The 17,341-nt window shown below is 63.2% G+C and carries 17 protein-coding genes and 4 pseudogenes; 14 read left to right on the forward strand and 7 right to left on the reverse strand.

The annotated features are described in order from the left end of the window. Together YO9_RS17690 and YO9_RS0108880 are read left to right on the forward strand one after the other, a co-directional pair. Positions 1-225 (forward strand): hypothetical protein (locus YO9_RS17690; RefSeq protein ID WP_223286315.1); only part of this gene is annotated, 225 nt, incomplete at its 5' end. After that, positions 222-692, forward strand: coding sequence for a hypothetical protein (locus tag YO9_RS0108880; RefSeq protein WP_016997163.1), 471 nt, complete (start codon positions 222-224; stop codon positions 690-692). The genes YO9_RS17690 and YO9_RS0108880, both read left to right, overlap by 4 nt. A gap of 103 nt (positions 693-795) precedes the next feature. Here YO9_RS0108880 and YO9_RS0108885 read toward each other — a convergent pair whose 3' ends face one another. Then, complete coding sequence (locus YO9_RS0108885) at positions 796-1,284, reverse strand: NUDIX hydrolase (RefSeq protein ID WP_311198975.1); 489 nt, start codon at positions 1,282-1,284, stop codon at positions 796-798. A gap of 31 nt (positions 1,285-1,315) precedes the next feature. Between YO9_RS0108885 and YO9_RS19875 the strand changes: the two genes are divergently transcribed. Continuing rightward, positions 1,316-1,744 (forward strand): nitronate monooxygenase, encoded by a 429-nt coding sequence (locus YO9_RS19875; RefSeq protein WP_262925633.1) that lies wholly within the window; start codon positions 1,316-1,318, stop codon positions 1,742-1,744. Continuing rightward, positions 1,654-2,319, forward strand: coding sequence for an NAD(P)H-dependent flavin oxidoreductase (locus YO9_RS0108890; protein ID WP_262925629.1), 666 nt, complete (start codon positions 1,654-1,656; stop codon positions 2,317-2,319). Before YO9_RS19875 ends, YO9_RS0108890 begins: the two co-directional genes overlap by 91 nt. Before the next feature lie 81 nt (positions 2,320-2,400). On the opposite strand, the gene YO9_RS21885 is transcribed toward YO9_RS0108890, so the two are convergent. The 5 genes from YO9_RS21885 to YO9_RS17695 all read right to left on the reverse strand — a co-directional run bounded on the left by YO9_RS21885 (position 2,401) and on the right by YO9_RS17695 (position 6,007). Next, positions 2,401-3,210, reverse strand: a complete 810-nt coding sequence (locus YO9_RS21885) for an FAD-dependent monooxygenase (RefSeq protein WP_472973941.1) — start codon at positions 3,208-3,210, stop codon at positions 2,401-2,403. Beyond that, a complete protein-coding gene (locus tag YO9_RS21890; protein WP_016997166.1) occupies positions 3,207-3,872 on the reverse strand; it encodes an FAD-dependent monooxygenase in 666 nt (221 codons plus the stop codon). Before YO9_RS21890 ends, YO9_RS21885 begins: the two co-directional genes overlap by 4 nt. 2 nt (positions 3,873-3,874) lie before the next feature. Next, a complete protein-coding gene (locus YO9_RS21895; RefSeq protein WP_262925630.1) occupies positions 3,875-4,282 on the reverse strand; it encodes an FAD-dependent monooxygenase in 408 nt (135 codons plus the stop codon). 246 nt (positions 4,283-4,528) lie between these two features. Next, positions 4,529-4,939 (reverse strand): rhodanese-like domain-containing protein, encoded by a 411-nt coding sequence (locus tag YO9_RS0108900; RefSeq protein ID WP_016997167.1) that lies wholly within the window; start codon positions 4,937-4,939, stop codon positions 4,529-4,531. Between the two features lie 315 nt (positions 4,940-5,254). Then, positions 5,255-6,007, reverse strand: a complete 753-nt coding sequence (locus YO9_RS17695; protein WP_223286316.1) for a DUF4352 domain-containing protein — start codon at positions 6,005-6,007, stop codon at positions 5,255-5,257. 377 nt (positions 6,008-6,384) lie between these two features. Between YO9_RS17695 and YO9_RS0108910 the strand changes: the two are divergent. The 7 genes and pseudogenes from YO9_RS0108910 (at position 6,385) to YO9_RS0108935 (ending at position 13,148) form a co-directional block, all read left to right on the forward strand. Next, positions 6,385-7,895 (forward strand): annotated as a pseudogene (locus YO9_RS0108910) (fumarylacetoacetate hydrolase family protein). A gap of 40 nt (positions 7,896-7,935) precedes the next feature. Beyond that, complete coding sequence (locus tag YO9_RS0108915) at positions 7,936-8,613, forward strand: GntR family transcriptional regulator (RefSeq protein ID WP_016997169.1); 678 nt, start codon at positions 7,936-7,938, stop codon at positions 8,611-8,613. A 40-nt stretch (positions 8,614-8,653) separates the two neighbouring features. Then, positions 8,654-10,163 (forward strand): annotated as a pseudogene (gene hpaE / locus YO9_RS0108920) (5-carboxymethyl-2-hydroxymuconate semialdehyde dehydrogenase). A gap of 111 nt (positions 10,164-10,274) precedes the next feature. Further along, on the forward strand, positions 10,275-10,874 hold the full coding sequence (locus YO9_RS17700; RefSeq protein WP_223286317.1) for a VOC family protein: 600 nt from the start codon (positions 10,275-10,277) through the stop codon (positions 10,872-10,874). Then, a pseudogene (locus tag YO9_RS17705) lies at positions 10,850-11,439 on the forward strand (VOC family protein). Before YO9_RS17700 ends, YO9_RS17705 begins: the two are co-directional and overlap by 25 nt. A 106-nt stretch (positions 11,440-11,545) precedes the next feature. Beyond that, a complete protein-coding gene (hpaH, locus tag YO9_RS0108930; RefSeq protein WP_016997173.1) occupies positions 11,546-12,331 on the forward strand; it encodes a 2-oxo-hept-4-ene-1,7-dioate hydratase in 786 nt (261 codons plus the stop codon). Continuing rightward, positions 12,328-13,148 (forward strand): annotated as a pseudogene (locus YO9_RS0108935) (HpcH/HpaI aldolase family protein). The gene hpaH and the pseudogene YO9_RS0108935 overlap by 4 nt, the downstream one beginning before the upstream one ends. Before the next feature lie 159 nt (positions 13,149-13,307). On the opposite strand, the gene YO9_RS17710 reads toward YO9_RS0108935, so the two are convergent. Further along, positions 13,308-14,603, reverse strand: coding sequence for a hypothetical protein (locus YO9_RS17710; protein ID WP_223286318.1), 1,296 nt, complete (start codon positions 14,601-14,603; stop codon positions 13,308-13,310). A gap of 201 nt (positions 14,604-14,804) precedes the next feature. Here YO9_RS17710 and YO9_RS19895 point away from each other — a divergent pair, with 201 nt between their 5' ends. The 3 genes from YO9_RS19895 to YO9_RS0108950 are packed head-to-tail and all read left to right on the forward strand — an operon-like array spanning position 14,805 to position 17,309. Beyond that, complete coding sequence (locus tag YO9_RS19895) at positions 14,805-15,374, forward strand: AbgT family transporter (protein ID WP_262925631.1); 570 nt, start codon at positions 14,805-14,807, stop codon at positions 15,372-15,374. Then, complete coding sequence (locus YO9_RS0108945) at positions 15,359-16,453, forward strand: AbgT family transporter (RefSeq protein WP_262925632.1); 1,095 nt, start codon at positions 15,359-15,361, stop codon at positions 16,451-16,453. Before YO9_RS19895 ends, YO9_RS0108945 begins: the two co-directional genes overlap by 16 nt. 52 nt (positions 16,454-16,505) lie before the next feature. Then, entirely contained in the window at positions 16,506-17,309 is an 804-nt protein-coding gene (locus tag YO9_RS0108950) for a transporter substrate-binding domain-containing protein (RefSeq protein ID WP_223286319.1), read from the forward strand. The last annotated feature ends 32 nt before the right edge of the window (positions 17,310-17,341 follow it).

Consider the following 17,341-nt stretch of genomic DNA (forward strand, 5'->3'; position numbering starts at 1 on the left):
GAACCTCATGCCCCACAACAGCTAGCAGTGACTCTGGCGCTCATCATGCTCGGATTTGCGACAGCCATTTCCGTTGTTTTTGATGTCGGAACAGTCAGCCTGTTTCACGTTGTGTCGTTTTTCGTGCAAGGCGCGGTTGTGGCGTCCGTCGGGTATTTCGGCCGTGGGATTCGCATCCGAAATCTTGAGACTCAAGGGAGAATCCCTAAGGAGGAGAACCTGTGAGCGGTTTTTTCAATGTCACGACCATCCCCCGAGCGATCTTCGCCGGGTTCATCCTTACGTTCTTCACTCTGGGCGTCACGTTGCTCTACCGCCTGATCGTGGGGGATGCTGAGCGGGCGACCCTCAACACTCTGGCGTACTGCGCTTTGGCGGGGCTTATCGCCGGTCTTACGGGGTATCTCTTCCGTGATCAGCAAATTATGTCTCTCAAGGCGCAAGGCCGTCTTGACCCGGATTCCGACGGTTCCGAGTTACCCATTGGTGGGTCGCCCTCGACCGTCCCCAAGCTGCTGGTCTACATCCTTCTGATGACCTTCGTCGTCCAGGGGATCGTTGCCTTGCTGTCCCTGGTCGGGTTGTGGTGGTCAGGAGGAGCGGACTGGGGCAACTGGTTCATCACTCTCGTGGTTGTCACGACGATCGGCTTGATGACCTACTTCAGGGCAAGGCGGGACCGCGCGAGATGACACTAACGAGTCACTCGCCGTCCAACGGCCCAGCTTGAACCCAACGCACTCATGGACGAGGCGCGCTCTTCGCCCCGTGACGTAGGAAAGTCCTTCCGGACTACTAAAGCTCTCGGACTGCCGGAATCGCATACCAGCGAGCCAGGGGAGCGAGATCCTCGACATCCTCCACTCCGTTGACCGGCTGCCAGCGCAGTTCGGCGATTTCACGTGCCGGTACGGGGGCCTTGGTCAGAAGAGTGAGTCCCCTGAACACGTGACTGTGCAGGCCGTGGCCGGGTTCGTTCGCGGCATCGGTCATCCATTCGCCCACGGGAACCAGGTCCTCTGGGGCCAGCTTTAGGCCCAGTTCCTCTTCCACCTCACGGATAGCTGTGTCGAGGGGAGTCTCGCCGACCTCGGGTTTTCCACCGGGGAACATGAACATCCCGGTGTTGCGCTTGCGCACGGTCAGCACGTCGCCGTTCGCGCGGCGCAGCACCACCCCGGTCACCTTGATGACGGGACGATCAGCGGCAAGGCCGGGTGCGGCGTCGTCGGAAGTAACTGATGGCGTACGAGAACGGTCGGTGGCAGGGTTGGATTCAGACACCCGACCATCATAGGGAGACACCGTGACCACCATGCTCGACACCCTCTGCGTCCCGCTCATCCAGGCTCCCATGGCGGGTGGGCCGTCCAACGCGGCGCTCGCGGTGGCGGTGTCTCAGGCCGGCGGGCTGGGCATGCTCGCCGCCGGTTACAAGACGGTCGAGGCGATGGCCGCCGAGATCGACGACGTCCGCGCTGGCACACTGAACTTTGGCGTGAACCTGTTCGTCCCCGAAGCGGACCCCTCCGATCCCGAGGCACTCGACGCGTACGCCACCGCGCTCGCCCCCATGGCCGCTGAGCTGGGCATCGAGCGCCCGAGCCAGGCCCGTTCAACGATGATCAGTACCCCGCCAAGGTTGATTACCTCGTGGCCAACCCGGTCCCGCTCGTTTCGTTCACGTTCGGTCTGCCCACCGCCGACGACGTCGCTCGCTTGCGGTCCGTGGGCACCGAGATAGTCCTCAACGCAACGGATCCTGAGGAGATCAGCGCTGCCGATGCCCTGCATCCGGACGCGATCGTCGTTCAGGGAGCTGAGGCGGGCGGACACCGGGCCACTCATGGACAAGCCAAGGAACCGTCCGAAAGCAGTACCCACGAACTGGTGAGTCTGGCGCGTGAGTACACGGACAGGCACGTGATCGCGGCCGGGGGAGTGACCAGCCCGGAGATCGCGCAGAACCTTCTCGGAGCAGGCGCTTCCGCAGTTCAAGTGGGAACCCTGTTCCTCACCGCCGATGAAGCCGGCACCAAGGACGCGCACAAGGACGCGCTGGTCAACGGCCAGTACCGGGACACCGTGGTGACCCGGGCGTTCTCGGGTCGTGCGGCGCGAGCACTGAGCAACCGGTTCACTGAACGCATGGCCGCGAATCAAGTGGTCGGGTACCCGCAAGTGCACTACATGACGGCACCGTTGCGAGCGGCGTCGGCGGATAATCCGGAAGGTTTGAACCTGTGGGCGGGTTCGGGATTTGGGGCCTGTCAGGCACGGCCCGCGGCGGAGATCGTCGCGGAGTTCCGTAGCCTGTAGCGGGAAATCTCTCCGTGAAAAAGCCCGCCGAGTCGTGTGCATACGACTCGGCGGGCTTTCGTCATCCTGGGGCGAGGCGGGTTACTTCTTAGTGAGGACGCCCTCGAAGAACGAGGCCAGTTCGCCGGTTGCGTCCAGGGGTAGGACGGCGGCGACGTAGTGATCGGGACGGACGACTACGACGGCGCCGTCGCGGCTGATCTGGCGCTCCTCGTAGATGTCCTCGTCCGGCAGCGTGGCGTAAACGCGCTCCCAGTAGTTCAGCTCCAGCGGGCCGATCTGCGGCCGGAAGACCCGGGGCACCTGGGTGACGTCCATGTCCGTGTACTGCTGCTGGTAGGTGACGTCCACGTCGAAGAGGGTGGCGTCGTCGTCGCCTCGCGGCGATAGGCAACCAGCGGGGACTTGGGATCGTTCTGCAGCCACTCGGCGAAGCGCGACGTCGCCGATTCCTCGCCTGCCGCGGCGCGGTCCGCGTAGACGTGGATGCGCCAGCGGCCGTCCGCGGTGGCCTGGTGACCTGGTGCAGCGCGTAGCGTCGCACACGCGCATGACACGAGCGGATTTGAAGCGCTTGCCCACGGGGTAACCGGCGGCCAGGTCCTGGTGCTCGGTGCCCGCGGTGATCAGGGACGGCTGGTACTCGGTCATGAACCCGGCCGGGAACTCCGCCGTCTTGACGTAGAAGTCCTCCAGGTATTTGGGGTCAGGCAGCTTGTCCTGCGGGGTGGCCATCAGGGTGGACCACTCACGGTCGAAGTCGATCAGGTTCTTGGCAATGACCTGGCGTTCCTCGGAGTAGGTGTCCAGCAGCGACTCGTTGGCGCGACCGGAAAGCACTGCACCCAGCTTCCACCCGAGGTTCCAGCCGTCCTGCATGGACACGTTCATACCCTGGCCGGCTTCGCGGAGTGGGTGTGGCAGGCATCGCCGGCAATGAAGACGCGGGGCACGCGGGTGCCGCGGTCCTCGGTGTCGACGTCGTCGAAGTGGTCGGTCAGACGGTGACCCACCTCGTAGACCGAGGACCATGCCACGGACTTCACATCAACGCTGTACGGGTTGATGATCTGGTTGGCGCGCTTGATGATTTCTTCGACCGGGGTCTGGCGCACCTTGCGGTTATCGTCCGCGGCGACCTCGCCCAGGTCCACGTACATGCGGAAGAGCAGACCACCCTCGCGGGGGATCAACAGGATCGAACCGTTGCGGGAGTTGATCGCGCACTTGGTACGGATATCCGGGAAGTCGGTGTTGGCCAGAACGTCCATGACGCCCCATGCGTGGTTGGCGCCCTTGCCCTCGAGCTTGCGACCGATTGCCTTGCGCACGCCAGAGCTTGCGCCGTCGCAACCGAAAACGTACTTGGCGCGGATGGTGCGCTCTTCGCCTTCGCGCTCGCCGGCCACGTAGCGAACCGTGACGGACACGGGGTACTCGGCGTCCTGGCCGACCTCCAGGCCGACGAACTCGATGCCGTAGTTGGGCTCGATCTTGGCGGGCCCGTTGGCTGCAGCCTCCAGGAAGTAGTCGAGCACGCGAGCCTGGTTCACGATCAGGTGCGGGAACTCGGAGACGCCGTGCGGGTCATCCGCAGGCGCCCGGTGCGCACAATGTTTTCCGGGTTTTCCGGATCCGGGTTCCAGAAGCACATCTCGGTCAGGTGGAACGCTTCCTGGGTGATGCGCTCGGCGAACCCGAAGGACTGGAAAGTCTCCACACTGCGGGCCTGGATGCCGTCCGCCTGACCGATTTCCAGACGGCCGGGGCGGCGTTCGATGACGCGTGTGTTCACATCGGGGTACTGGGTCAGCTGGGCGGCGGCGATCACGCCAGCCGGGCCGGTCCCGACGATCAGGACGTCCATTTCATCGGGGAGGTCTTCGGGACGGTCGATTCCGTAGCCCTGGGGCGTTGCAATCCGCGGGTCCTCGGAAACATATCCGTACTGGTGAAACTGCATGCCTTGCTCCTCGAGGTACGTGACGGCGCGCGTCGCTGCGTGCGGCTCTGCTGGTTGAAGTTCAGGTGAGGGGACCCGGCTGGATGTGGCCGGCGTCTCAGGAATGCACACTAAGTCGCATCCGAATCGTGATCCACGTTACTACAAACTAGTACATGAGTGTAATAGTTTTTCGGACTGTTTCTGTGGGTCTGCTCAGCGGGCGGGCTGATGTGCGTTTGGCTGTGGGTCTCGACGAAGTGGCGTTCAGGGCCGTTCGTCAGCCGGATCGGTGGTGGTGGGCAGTCCGGCTTCCACCCATGCGTCGTAGCCACCAACCATGTCGGTGGCGCGGGAGAGCCCCAGCTGGCGGAGGTTCCATGCGGCCAGGGACGACGAGTAGCCATGGCGGCAGAACAGTATGTAGCGGTTATCCCAGCCGGTGGCCTCCGGGATGCGGTACTCGAACGTGGGGTCCAGGCGCCAGGGCAGTACGGTCAGGTCGATCACCAGCGAGCCGGGGATGATCGCGCTCGTGGCCCGGTGCGTGCTGGTGCGCAGGTCGATCAACAGGGCACCGCGTTCCTGTTCGGCCAAGGCCTGTTCCGGCGTCAGCCGATCCAGTTCCGCGCGGACACGTTGAAGCATGGACATGGAACCGCGCGTATCGAGAGCCATGCGGCGATCCTAGTTGCCGTCGCAATCTGGTCGACGCTACGGCCGCTCCTTGGCGGCCCGTTGCAGCTTGATCGACGGTAGGGCCATCGGCTCACAACGGGATGCAGCCCGATCGACGGTGCGACCACAACTTGGTGGTCCGTTGCAGTCTGATCGACGGTACGGCCAGAAAAACGGGATTTCGTGGCCGCACCGTCGATCAGAGCGCATGGCATGCGCGCGGGGTGGTCCTAATGTCGAGCAGATTGCGCGATGCCATGAATGGTGCTTGCGGGAGTTTATTAGCAGTTGGCTGGCTGCCGATCGCCAGGGAACCTATTGGGCGGGGTAAGCCCATTCCCAGCCGTTGTTGTCAGAAGCTGGCTCCAAGAGTTCCGGGAGGATGATGACTCCCTCGGCGGTCGGAACATCGAAGATGATCTTGCCGGAAGTTTTCTCGCCAGCATTTACATCGACCGGGACGGTGTCTTCTTCAGGGAGGCATCCGTAGCCGTTGCCGATGATGTCATTGCCTGGCGTTACATTGCCGTCATTGTCCACCGCGCGGAACCCTCCCTGACGCAAACTCACGGAGGGGTAGTAATTCCCCGCTGCGCTCAAGGTGCTCTGAGGTGCAACCTTCACAGATACATCCATGACTACAAAGTGCCCATTTTTGGGTGGCCGGGCGTACGGCCCGGTGCAGACGGGATCGACTTCGATCGAATGCACCATCATCGAGGCAAGTTCACCATGTTCTGGGGTTGATGTGGTGATTGAAGAGCCAGGCACCATGGGGATGGTTCCCCGGTCGGTCAGCCCGGCCATCTGGGGAGTCTGAAGATCGGAACGTGAGGCAGGAGAGGCTTCATCGCTTGACGCGGGAGCCTCGTTGGCGGGTGCGACGCTCGGGGCTGCCGCGACAGGCTCCTCTGTTTCCCCATTTGAGGAACTACCTACTTTACCCACCGCAATTCCGATGATCAGCGTGAGGACGAGGAGTACCACGGCGCCTATAGCTGCCAGGATCCACGGCCACACCTTCTTTTTCTGAGGTGCAGGTGAGGGGTGGGTAGGAACGTAGGGCATGTCTGACTCCGGGGTTGCGCTGGGAATAATTTCGAAATCTACATGACGCTTCAAGTATTCGATCGGCCAACACGTATGTAAACGTCGACAAAGGGCAAGTATGGGACAGTCAGCTTGGCCGGCCTGGGGTTGAGTGAACGCTTCCTGGGCCACGGGTGGCCATCGGCAGTGGCGCATGTCATACACGCCGCGAAGAAGACCCCCGCAACAACTAGTCAAAGCGTGTACAAGTTGGATACGATCAAATCGCGTAGTTCCAGCGATTTTCAGTTACTCCACGCCCGTCTCGTGAGCAAACAGCGCGATCAACCCTTGTCGCCCCGCCGCAGATAATATACGATTTCGAATAACATCCGAGGATAACCAGAGGAGGCTCCATGACTGAGAGCACTCAGAACGTTCCTTCCCAGGTCGCGGCAGTTCCGGTGAAGCCGGGCAAGATCATCGCCGTGCATCTGGCCTACGAATCCCGTGCTGCACAGCGCGGTCGCAAGCCGGCGGTTCCTTCGTACTTCATCAAGCCCTTCAGCTCCCTGGCCGGTTCCGGCGCAGAGGTGGAGCGCCCCGCGGGCACCGAGCTGCTCGCTTACGAGGGCGAGATCGCCTGGTGATCGGCAAGCCAGCCAAGAACGTCTCCCTGGAGAACGCCTGGGACCACGTTGCCGCTGTGACCGCCGCCAACGACTGGGGCGTTTACGACCTGCGCGCCGCGGACAAGGGTTCCAACCTGCGCAATAAGGGCCGCGACGGCTACACCCCGGTCGGCCCCGAGCTGATCGACGCCCGTAAGGTCAGTCCGGACCAGTTGCGCGTGCGCACGTGGGTCAACGGCGACCTGGTTCAGGACGACGTCACCGCCGACGACCACATGATCTTCCCGCTTGCCCAGTTCGTCGCGGACCTCTCCCAGCACGTCACGCTCGAAGAGGGCGATGTCATCCTGACCGGCACCCCGGCGGGATCGTCGGTAGCCCAGCCGGGCGACGTCGTCGAAATTGAAGTTGACGCACCCCAGGCCGACGGCGCTCCGAGCACCGGCCGCCTGATCAGTCGCGTCACCGAGGGCACCGCGAGCTTCGATTCAAACCTGGGCGCAATGCCCGCGGTGGACGATAAGCAGCGCGAAGAAGCATGGGGCTCCCGCGAGGAGGCAGGTCTCCCGGCCGAAGATAGCAAGGGCCTGCCCGAGGACCTACGTGCCAAGCTCGAGCAGGCGCCCACCGCTGGCCTGTCCGCGGAGCTGCGTAAGCGCGGCCTCAACAACGTGGTCATCGAGGGTGTCTACCCGCAGAAGGCCGGCACCAAGATGGTCGGCACGGCCAAGACGCTGCGCTTTGTCCCGAATCGCGAGGACCTCTTCAAATCCCACGGCGGTGGGTACAACACCCAGAAACGAGTTTTCGACGCCGTGGGCCCGGGTGAAGTCATCGTGATCGAGGCCCGCGGATCGGCCGGTTCTGGAACACTCGGCGACATCCTTGCCCTGCGCGCGCAGTTCAACGGTGCAGCAGGTGTGGTCAGCGACGGCGGCGTGCGCGATTACGAGGCAGTCAAGGAGATCGGCCTGCCGGTCTTCGCCCAGACCGCACACCCCGCCGTGCTCGGGCGCCGTCATGTCCCGTGGGACCAGGACATCGCCGTGGCCTGCGGCAACGCGACCGTTCTGCCCGGCGACGTGATCGTGGGCGACGACGACGGCGTGATCGTGATCCCGCGCGACATCGCCCAGGAGGTCGTGGACGCGGCACTGGCCAAGGAACACGAGGATGCCTGGGTGGCCGAGCGCGTGGCCGAGGGCAACCCCGTCGACGGCCTGTTCCCGCCCACCGGCGAGTGGAAAGAAAAGTTCCAGCAGTGGCTGGCCGAGAACCCGGTTCCGGGTAACTGAACCGGCTGACACGGAACTGATCAAGGACAGAGGCAACCCCATGACCACCCCGGCTCGTACGGAAGCAACTCAGAAACTCGGTAAGGCCCAGTACGCCTACGAGTGGATCAAGGTGCAGATCCTGGAGCAGGCGTTCACGCCCGGATACCGCTTGGTGCTTGCGAACATTGCCCAAACCCTGGGCATGTCCGTGGTGCCGGTGCGCGAAGCGATCCGTCGGCTGGAGGCCGAAGGACTGGTGACGTTCGAGCGCAACGTGGGTGCCCGGGTGTCCATGGTGGACGGTGAGCAGTACCGCTACTCCATGGAGGCCCTGGGGATCCTGGAGGGTGCGGCCACCGCCCAATCCGCAGCGCACCTCACGGCGAAAGAACTCGCCGAGGCCCGCGAACTCAACGCCAAGCTCGAAGAGTCACTGGAGAACTTCGACCCGGAAACCTTCACCGCGGTCAACCACCAGTTCCACCAGATTCTGGCGTGCCGGTGCCCCAACCAGCGCCTCAACGACATGATCGCCGTGGAATGGGAACGCCTGAATCACCTGCGCACCTCCACATTTTCTTTCGTGCCCAACCGCGCTCGCGCTTCCGTGAACGAGCACTACCAGATCCTGCATTTGATCGAGACCCACGCCCCCGCGGACGCCGTGGAGAAGGCAGTGCGCGAACACCGCACCGCCACACTGCGCAGCTACCTCAACAGCCGCGGAACCAACTGACCAACCGTCCACACCCAGCACACACATTGGGAGTACTCACATGACTACGAACACCGATGCCAAGCCCCAGGGCCTGCCCGATTCCATCCGCCACTACATCAACGGCGAATGGGTGGATTCCATTGACGGAGACACCTTTGATGTTCTGAATCCGGTCACCAACGAGCCCTACATCAAGGCCGCCTCCGGTAAGAAGGCGGACATCGAGGCCGCTGTGGCCGCCGCCAAGACCGCGTTCGAAGAGGGCCCCTGGCCCAAGATGCTGCCCCGCGAGCGCTCGCGGGTGCTGCACAAGATCGCGGACATCGTGGAGTCCCGCGGTGACCAGTTGGCGGCCATGGAGTCCTACGACTCCGGTCTGCCGATCACCCAGGCACTGGGCCAGGCGCGCCGCGCTGCGGAGAACTTCCGTTTCTTCGCGGACCTGATCGTCGCCCAGAGCGATGACACCTACAAGGTCCCCGGCCGCCAGGTGAACTACGTGAACCGTAAGCCCATCGGTGTGGCCGGTCTGATCACCCCGTGGAACACCCCGTTCATGCTCGAGTCCTGGAAGCTCGGTCCCGCGCTGGCCACCGGTAACACCGTGGTGCTCAAGCCCGCAGAGTTCACTCCGCTCTCGGCCTCCCTGTGGCCGGGCATCTTCGAGGAAGCCGGCGTCCCGGCCGGTGTGTTCAACCTGGTCAACGGCTATGGCGAAGAAGGCTACGCCGGCGACTCGCTGGTCAAGCACCCGGACGTCCCCTTGATCTCCTTCACGGGTGAGTCCCGCACCGGCCAGATCATCTTTGCCAACGCGGCCCCCTACCTCAAGGGCCTGTCCATGGAGCTGGGCGGCAAGTCCCCGGCCATCGTCTTCGACGACGCCGATCTGGAAGCCGCCATCAACGCCACCATCTTCGGTGTGTTCTCCCTCAACGGCGAGCGCTGCACCGCCGGTTCGCGCATCCTGGTTCAGCGCGGGATCTACGAAGAGTTCGTGGAGCGCTACGCGGCTCAGGCCAAGCGCGTAAAGGTGGGCCTGCCCTCGGATCCCAAGACCGAGGTGGGCGCCTGGTGCACCCGGAGCACTACGAGAAGGTCATGTCCTACGTGGAGCTCGGCAAGTCCGAGGCCCGTCTGGTCGCCGGCGGTGGCCGCCCCGAGGGCTTCGAGACCGGCAACTACGTGGCACCACCGTGTTCGTGGACGTCAAGCCGGAGGCCCGGATCTTCCAGGAGGAAATCTTCGGTCCGGTCGTGGCGATCACTCCGTTCGATTCGGATGAGGAAGCACTCGAGCTGGCCAACAACACCAAGTACGGTCTGGCCGCTTACGTGTGGACCAGCGATCTGAAGCGTGCCCACAACTTCGCGCAGGACGTCGAGGCCGGCATGGTCTGGCTGAACTCCAACAACGTGCGTGATCTGCGCACCCCGTTCGGCGGCGTGAAGGCCTCCGGCCTGGGTCACGAGGGCGGCTACCGCTCCATCGACTTCTACACCGACCAGCAGGCCGTGCACATCAACCTGGGCGAGGTCCACAACCCGGTCTTCGGCAAGCAGGACTGACTCTGCGCTGCGGGTCGGTCAGTGCGACCGGCCCGCGGCTACGCAAGCACACTGCACATGAAACTTTCGAACCCCACCACCTGATCACCCTCATCACGAAGGACAACCATCATGACGAATCCCGCAGACCGGACAATGACGTCCTCGGGCTTCTATGTATCCCAGGAAGCCCCGATCTCCACCGACAACCCGATCAAAACCCCTTCGGTTCCCGCGCCGGACATCCTGCGCTGCGCCTACATGGAGCTCGTGGTCACCGACCTCAAGCGCTCCCGCGACTTCTACGTGGACGTGCTGGGCCTGACCGTGACCGAAGAGGATGAGAACGTCATCTACCTGCGCTCCATCGAGGAGTTCATCCACCACAACCTGGTGCTGCGCAAGGGCCCGGTTGCCGCCGTGGCCGCATTCTCCTACCGCGTGCGCAGCCCGGAGGAACTCGACAAGGCCGTCGCCTTCTACGAGGAACTCGGCTGCCGCGTGGAGCGCAACAAAGACGGCTTCACCAAGGGCATCGGTGATTCGGTGCGCGTGGAGGACCCGCTGGGCTTCCCGTACGAGTTCTTCTACGACGTGGATCACGTGGAACGCCTGGCTTGGCGTTACGACCTCTACACCCCCGGCGCTTGGTGCGACTGGACCACTTCAACCAGGTCACCCCGGACGTTCCCCGCGCCACCAAGTTCATGCAGGACCTGGGCTTCCGCGTGACCGAGGACATCCAGGACGAAGAGGGCACCGTCTACGCCGCGTGGATGCGCCGCAAGCCCACCGTGCACGACACCGCCATGACCGGTGGCGACGGCCCCCGCATGCACACGTAGCCTTCGCGACCCACGAGAAGCACAACATTCTGGCGATCTGCGACAAGCTCGGTGCCCTGCGCCAGTCGGACAAGATCGAGCGCGGTCCCGGCCGCCACGGTGTGTCCAACGCGTTCTACCTCTACCTGCGCGACCCGGACGGTCACCGCGTGGAGATCTACACCCAGGACTACTACACCGGCGACCCGGACAACCCCGTGGTCACGTGGGATGTCCACGACAATCAGCGCCGCGACTGGTGGGGCACGCCCGTGGTCCCGTCCTGGTACACCGAGGCCTCCTTGGTGCTCGACCTGGACGGCAACCCCCAGGAAGTCATCGCCCGCACGGACGAGTCCGAGATGGCCGCGACCATCGGCGCGGACGGTTTCTCCTACACCCGCGCCTCCGAGGGCGAGGAGTCCATGCCCGATTGGAAGAAGGGCGAGTACAAGCTGGGCAACCAGCTCTGACCACTCGACTTTCGTTATTGACGACGACGCCGCCGGGCCGTTCCGCACGCGGGGCGGCCGAGCGGCGTCGTCGCCAGTGACACCCGACCAACGCGAGGGAGACCCCATGCTGGAGCAGGAACGCATCACCAAGATTGCGGACGATTTGGCCGCGGCCGAACGCGACCGCACCATGATCCCGCGGCTCACGCAGCAGTACCCGGAGATGACCGTGGAGGATTCCTACGCGGTGCAGAACGAATGGCGCCGCCGCAGTGAAGAATCCGGCCGCCGACTGGTGGGCCGCAAGATCGGGCTGACGTCCAAGGTCATGCAGGAGGCCACGGGCATCAGCGAACCCGATTACGGCGCGATTTTCGCGGACCAGGTCTACGAGAACGGCTCCGTGATCAAGCACGACCAGTACTCGAACGTGCGCATCGAGGTGGAGCTGGCGTTCGTGCTCAAGGACGAGCTCAAGGGCCCCAACGTGAGCATCTTCGACGTGCTGCGCGCGACCGAATACGTGGTCCCCGCCCTGGAGATCCTGAGCTCGCGCATTGAGATGGAGGGCCGCACCATCGTGGACACCATCTCGGACAACGCCGCACTGGGTGCCATGGTCTACGGCGGCAACCCGGTGGCCCCGGATGCCGTGGATCTGCGCTGGGTCTCCGCGCTGCTGTACCGCAACGAGACCATCGAGGACACCGGCGTGGCCGCCGCTGTGCTCAACCACCCGGCCAACGGTGTGGTGTGGCTGGCCAACAAACTGGCCGCCCACGACGACTCGCTGCCCGCCGGGAGCATCATCCTGGCCGGATCGTTCACCAAGCCCATGTGGGTCCACCCCGGTGACACCGTGCACGCTGACTACGGAGATTTGGGAGCCATTACATGTCGGTTCGAGTGAACAACCTGATTCAGTCCTTCCGAGCGGAGGACGCGGCGAACCTGCCGGGTGCGCTGCCGAGCCTCAAGGACCTCTTTCCGTTGGCTGACGGCGAGCAACCGGTCGTGGGAATCTTCCACTCGTCCGGTGACCCCACCGCCGCCGAAATCCTTGCCGGCACCGGTTTCGACTACCTGCTGATCGACGGTGAGCACTCGACGCTGTCCCTGGAGACCATCCAATCCGTGCTGCGGGCGATGGCCGCCTATCCCACGCTGGGCATGGTGCGGGTTCCGGCCAACGACGAGGTCATCATCAAGCAGTACCTGGACCTGGGCGTTCAGACCCTGGTGGTGCCCATGGTCGATTCGGTCTCAGAAGCCCAGCCGCCGCGCGTGCGGTGGCTTACCCGCCCGAGGGCGTGCGCGGCGTCGGCTCCGCACTGGCCCGTTCCGGTCGCTGGAACCGCATCCCCGACTACCTGGCGCGAGCGCGCGAGACCATCACGCTGATCGTGCAGGCCGAATCCGCGGCCTCGGTGGAGAACATCACCGAGATCGCGGCGGTCGAGGGCGTCGAAGGCGTGTTCATCGGCCCGTCCGACCTGGCCGCCTCCATGGGGCTGATCGGTCAACAAACTCATCCGGACGTGGTCGCCGCCGTCAAGCACGTCATCACCGAGGTCAAGGCCGCGGGCAAGTTCGTGGGCGTCAACGCCTTCGCCCAGGAACAGGCGCGGGACTACCTCGCCGCGGGGGCGGACTTCGTCAACGTGGGCGCCGACGTCGCTCTGCTCGCCAACGGCAGCCGGGCCCTGTTGGAGGCTTTTCAGAAGTAGGCGTTGTTTAGGCTGACGTCATGGCAACTCAGTTCAGCTCCTGAACTGACCCAGGTCGAGGGACACGGAGAAGGCCCGGGTAGCGCTCGCTACCCGGGCCTTCGATGTCCGGTCCTTTCGGGGCCGGGTCGGGGTTCGTCCAAAGTCTGGACGGGATGATTAGCCACCGGACACCGCGGTGTCGCCGAGTCGGATCGACTGCAGGATGGCCTTGACCGTGGGGACGTCGGTGTAGGTCGTGTCGACCTTGTGCAAGATCTCCTTTGCTTCCTCATGCGACAGTGCCTGGTTGGTCACGGTGGGCGGAGTTGCGAAGAACTCAACCCAGAGTTCACCCGTGCCGGAGCCGTTCAGCAGTGACACCATGCCGGAGGAGTTGACCTGCGTGAGCCCATACAGCGCCTGATCCTTGTCCGCGGACTCGGGGCTGTGAACATACGCGGAGTAGGTGTTCACCGGGCTACCCAGCTGTTCAGTGATGGGGGATTCCACTCCGCCATCTCCCATGGTCCTGGTGGTGGTGAACCACTCCTCGGTGGCCGGTCGCACGTCCGTGGTGGCAACGCGGCCGGTGAACTCGCCCGAGGGGCTCGTCAGCTCCAAGTAGCCTTGGTCAGTTTTCGCCGTCCATGACGACGGGTACTTCAGCGAGTACCGTCCGTCGGGAGCGGTGTAGGTCTCCGTCAACGCCTCCGCTTCACCTTGAGCGGGCGGCTCGGGGGAGGCCTCCGGGGTGATCTCGACGGACTTCAGGATGGCCTGAGTCGTCACACCGTTCTCCGAGGTCACCGCCTTCTCGGTGGCCTCCGCGGCCTCGGCATCCGTCAGGGCCTTGCCGGTCGTGTTCACGCCGGTCTGCTCAAAGGAAGCCCACAGCTCTTCCTTGCTGTTGGTCTTGCCCAACCACACCGTGCCGCTGGCGTTGACCTGAGTCAGTCCGTGCGCCACGACATCCTGTTCGGGACTGTCCCCAGCCTTGAAGCCGGAGTAGAGGCTCACCGTGGTGCCCAGAAGTTCGGTGAGACGCTCAGCGGGATAGGAGTTCTTGTGGTCGAGGTGACGATCCGTAAACCATTCCTCACCCGGGGCGTACGTGCCGGTTGCGGATACGTGGCCGGTCACGGTGCCGTCAGGGCTGGTCAGTTCCAGGTAGCCCTTATCGGTCGTGGCTTTCCATGAGGACGGGTACTTCACGGAGTAGCTCTCGTCGGGAGCCGTGTAGGTCTCCGTGAGGGCACCCGTTGTCTGTTCCGCACCGGTCGCGGCGGGTTGTGCGGTTCCGCTGTGCGCCGTCGACGACGCCGCGCTCGGCGTGGTCCCGGACGCGTCCAGCGCCGTGGTTTGTTGCGTTTCGGACGCTGTGCTTGCCGGGGTTGAAGTGCTGCACCCGGTCAAGGCGATAGTGGTGGATATTCCAAGGGTTATAGCCCAGTTGTGGGCTTTTCTCTGTGCCATGTCTTCGAGTCTTCCGAGACTGCCGGTGGTTTGCAATGGTAAACGGCGGATCGTAATAGACCTGTGATGTGAACCACAAATAGTTAGTTGACATGGTTGAACGTTCTTGAGAGGCGTGTGAAACCCCCATCTTGATAGTGTCGTGAAGCACTCGGGCACAAGCGCCGCGCCCCACGACCTGACAGCCAATGAGAGATTCCCATGACTGATACCGAGGCCAATAACACGGCGAATAAACCGTCCGGCTCAGCACCGAGCACCGCATCAGATTCTGCGGAACAGCCGCGGCGCGACGGGCCTGTGATCCGCGCGCTCAGCGTGGTGGAGGTGCTGGGTAACAAGCTTCCGGACCCGTTCTGGTTGTTCGTGATCCTTGCGGGTATCGTCGTGGCGCTGTCCTCGCTGATGGCCAACCTGGGAGTCACCGCCGTCAATCCTGCAGACGGCGAAGAAGTAGCCATTCAGAACCTTCTGACCTCAGAAGGTGCCCAGCGGATGCTGGGGGAGGCTGTCGAGAATTTCGCCACGTTCCCGCCCCTGGGTGTGGTGATCACCGTGCTTCTGGGTGTGGCCGTTGCCGAACGCACCGGTTTGATCAACACGGCCGTCAAGCTCGTGGTCTCACGTGTCTCGGCCGGCTGGTTGACCTTTGTCCTGGCCCTCGCCGGTGTCACGGGTTCCATTGCCTCTGACGCCATTGTGGTGGTGCTGATCCCCCTGGGTGCTGCGGCGTTCAAGGCCGCTGGCGCTCTGCAGTGCTGGGTGCTGTGATCGCGTTCGTGTCTTCATCGGCCGGCTTCAATGCGTCATTGCTCGTGAATCTGACCGACCCGCTGTTGGGTGGAATCACGCAGTCTGCCGCGCAACTGGTGGATCCGGAGTACACGGTTTCGCCCATTGCCAACTACTTCTTCTCCGCGGCATCTGCCGTGGTGTTGGCGCTGACCATCACGCTGGTGTCCGAACTGGTTCTGACCAAGCTCGCCAAGCGCTTCGAGACTCACGAACTCAGTGAAGATGAGGCAAGCGACCGCGCCGAACAGAGCTCGGGCGACGAGGCCGCCACCATGACCTCCGAAAACCTCACGGTGACGTCCAAGCGCGAGATCAAGGGGCTCTATGCGGCGTTGATCGCCCTGGCGATCGGTTTGGCCATTTACTTCACGCTGATGTTCATGCCCAATACGCCGTTCCCCGGTGAGGACGGAACACCGCTCACATCGGTCCTGATCAGCGGCGTGGCCGTTCCGATCGCTCTGCTGTTCTTCCTGTGCGGTGCCGTCTACGGCTGGGTTGCCGGCACACTGAAGAACTTCTCGGAGATCCCCTCCATGATGGCCTCGGCCATCACCCAGGTGGCCCCGCTCATCGTGTTGTTCTTTGCCGCATCCCAGTTCATTGCATGGTTCGGCTGGTCCAACATGGGCACGGTACTGGCCATCAAGGGCTCGGAGTTCCTCGGGGATGCCGGTGTCCCGACCGTGGTGCTGTTCGCCGGTTTGGTGCTCATCGTGGCGGTGCTCAACATCCTGATCACCTCCGGTTCCGCGCAGTGGACGTTGACCGCGCCCGTGGTGGTGCCCATGTTCATGTACCTGTCGATCCCGCCGGAGACCACGCAGATGCTGTTCCGTATCGGTGACTCGCCTTCCAACGTGGTGTCCCCGTTGAACCCGTTCTTCGCCATGACCCTGGGCTTCATGCAGCGGTGGTACCCCAAGGCAGGCATCGGCACGCTGATGTCCCTGACCATCCCGGTGTCCATCGCAATGCTGGTGGTCTGGTTCCTGTTCTTCCTCGCATGGTGGGGTCTGGGTATTCCGCTGGGCCCGGGTTCTCCCACCCGCTGACCGGACCTAGTGTTAGTTGCGTCAAGACGTGATGCATCTAACAGATAGGTCGATGATGAAGAAGATCAGTGTATCTCTGGCTTCAGTAGTCCTGCTTGTGTCGGGTTGCACCCAGGCAGGGGAACCCTCTGCCGGTGAGGATGTTGACGTGAATTCCCGCCTCGCCGAAGTGCTGGGGGAAAAGACGCTTCAAGCGTGCACCACAGGGGATTACCGCCCTTACACGTATAAGGATCCGGACACGGGGGAATGGAGTGGTATCGACATCGATATGGCCAATAGCTTGGCGGAGTCACTCGATGCCGATATTGAATTCGTGCAAACCTCGTGGGGAGATCTGGTCCCGGATTTCAAAGATCAGTGCGATATAGCCGTGGGCGGGATTTCGTACACCACCGATCGGGCGCAGCAGGTTGCATTCACGGACGCAACGGCGCCGGACGGTAAGACACCCATTGTGCGGTGCGGTGAGCAAGAGAAGTACTCCGACATTGACCAGATCAATCGGGCGAACGTGCGTGTCATTACACCCATCGGCGGAACTAACGAGCGGTTTGCGGACAAGAATTTTCCGGATGCCGAGGTCATCAAGTTCAAGGACAACAACACAATTTTCGATCAGATCATCAAGGGGGACGCGGATGTCATGGTCACGGATGCCTCCGAGACGCGGTGGGTTCAGCACGAGAAACCGGAACTCTGTGCCGTTCACCCCGACGAGCCCTTCGACCATTTCGACAAGGGGTATCTGGTTCCCCAGGGTGATACCGAATGGGAAGAATACGTGGATAACTGGTTGGATATAGCGTCCCAGGATGGGACGAAGGAAAGGGCTGAAAGCAAGTGGTTCGGGTAAGTCCGAGCTGACCTCAGACGACGAAAAGGTTC

Origin of the sequence: Kocuria atrinae C3-8 (assembly GCF_000286355.1) — a bacterium.
Lineage (GTDB): Bacteria > Actinomycetota > Actinomycetes > Actinomycetales > Micrococcaceae > Kocuria > Kocuria atrinae_A.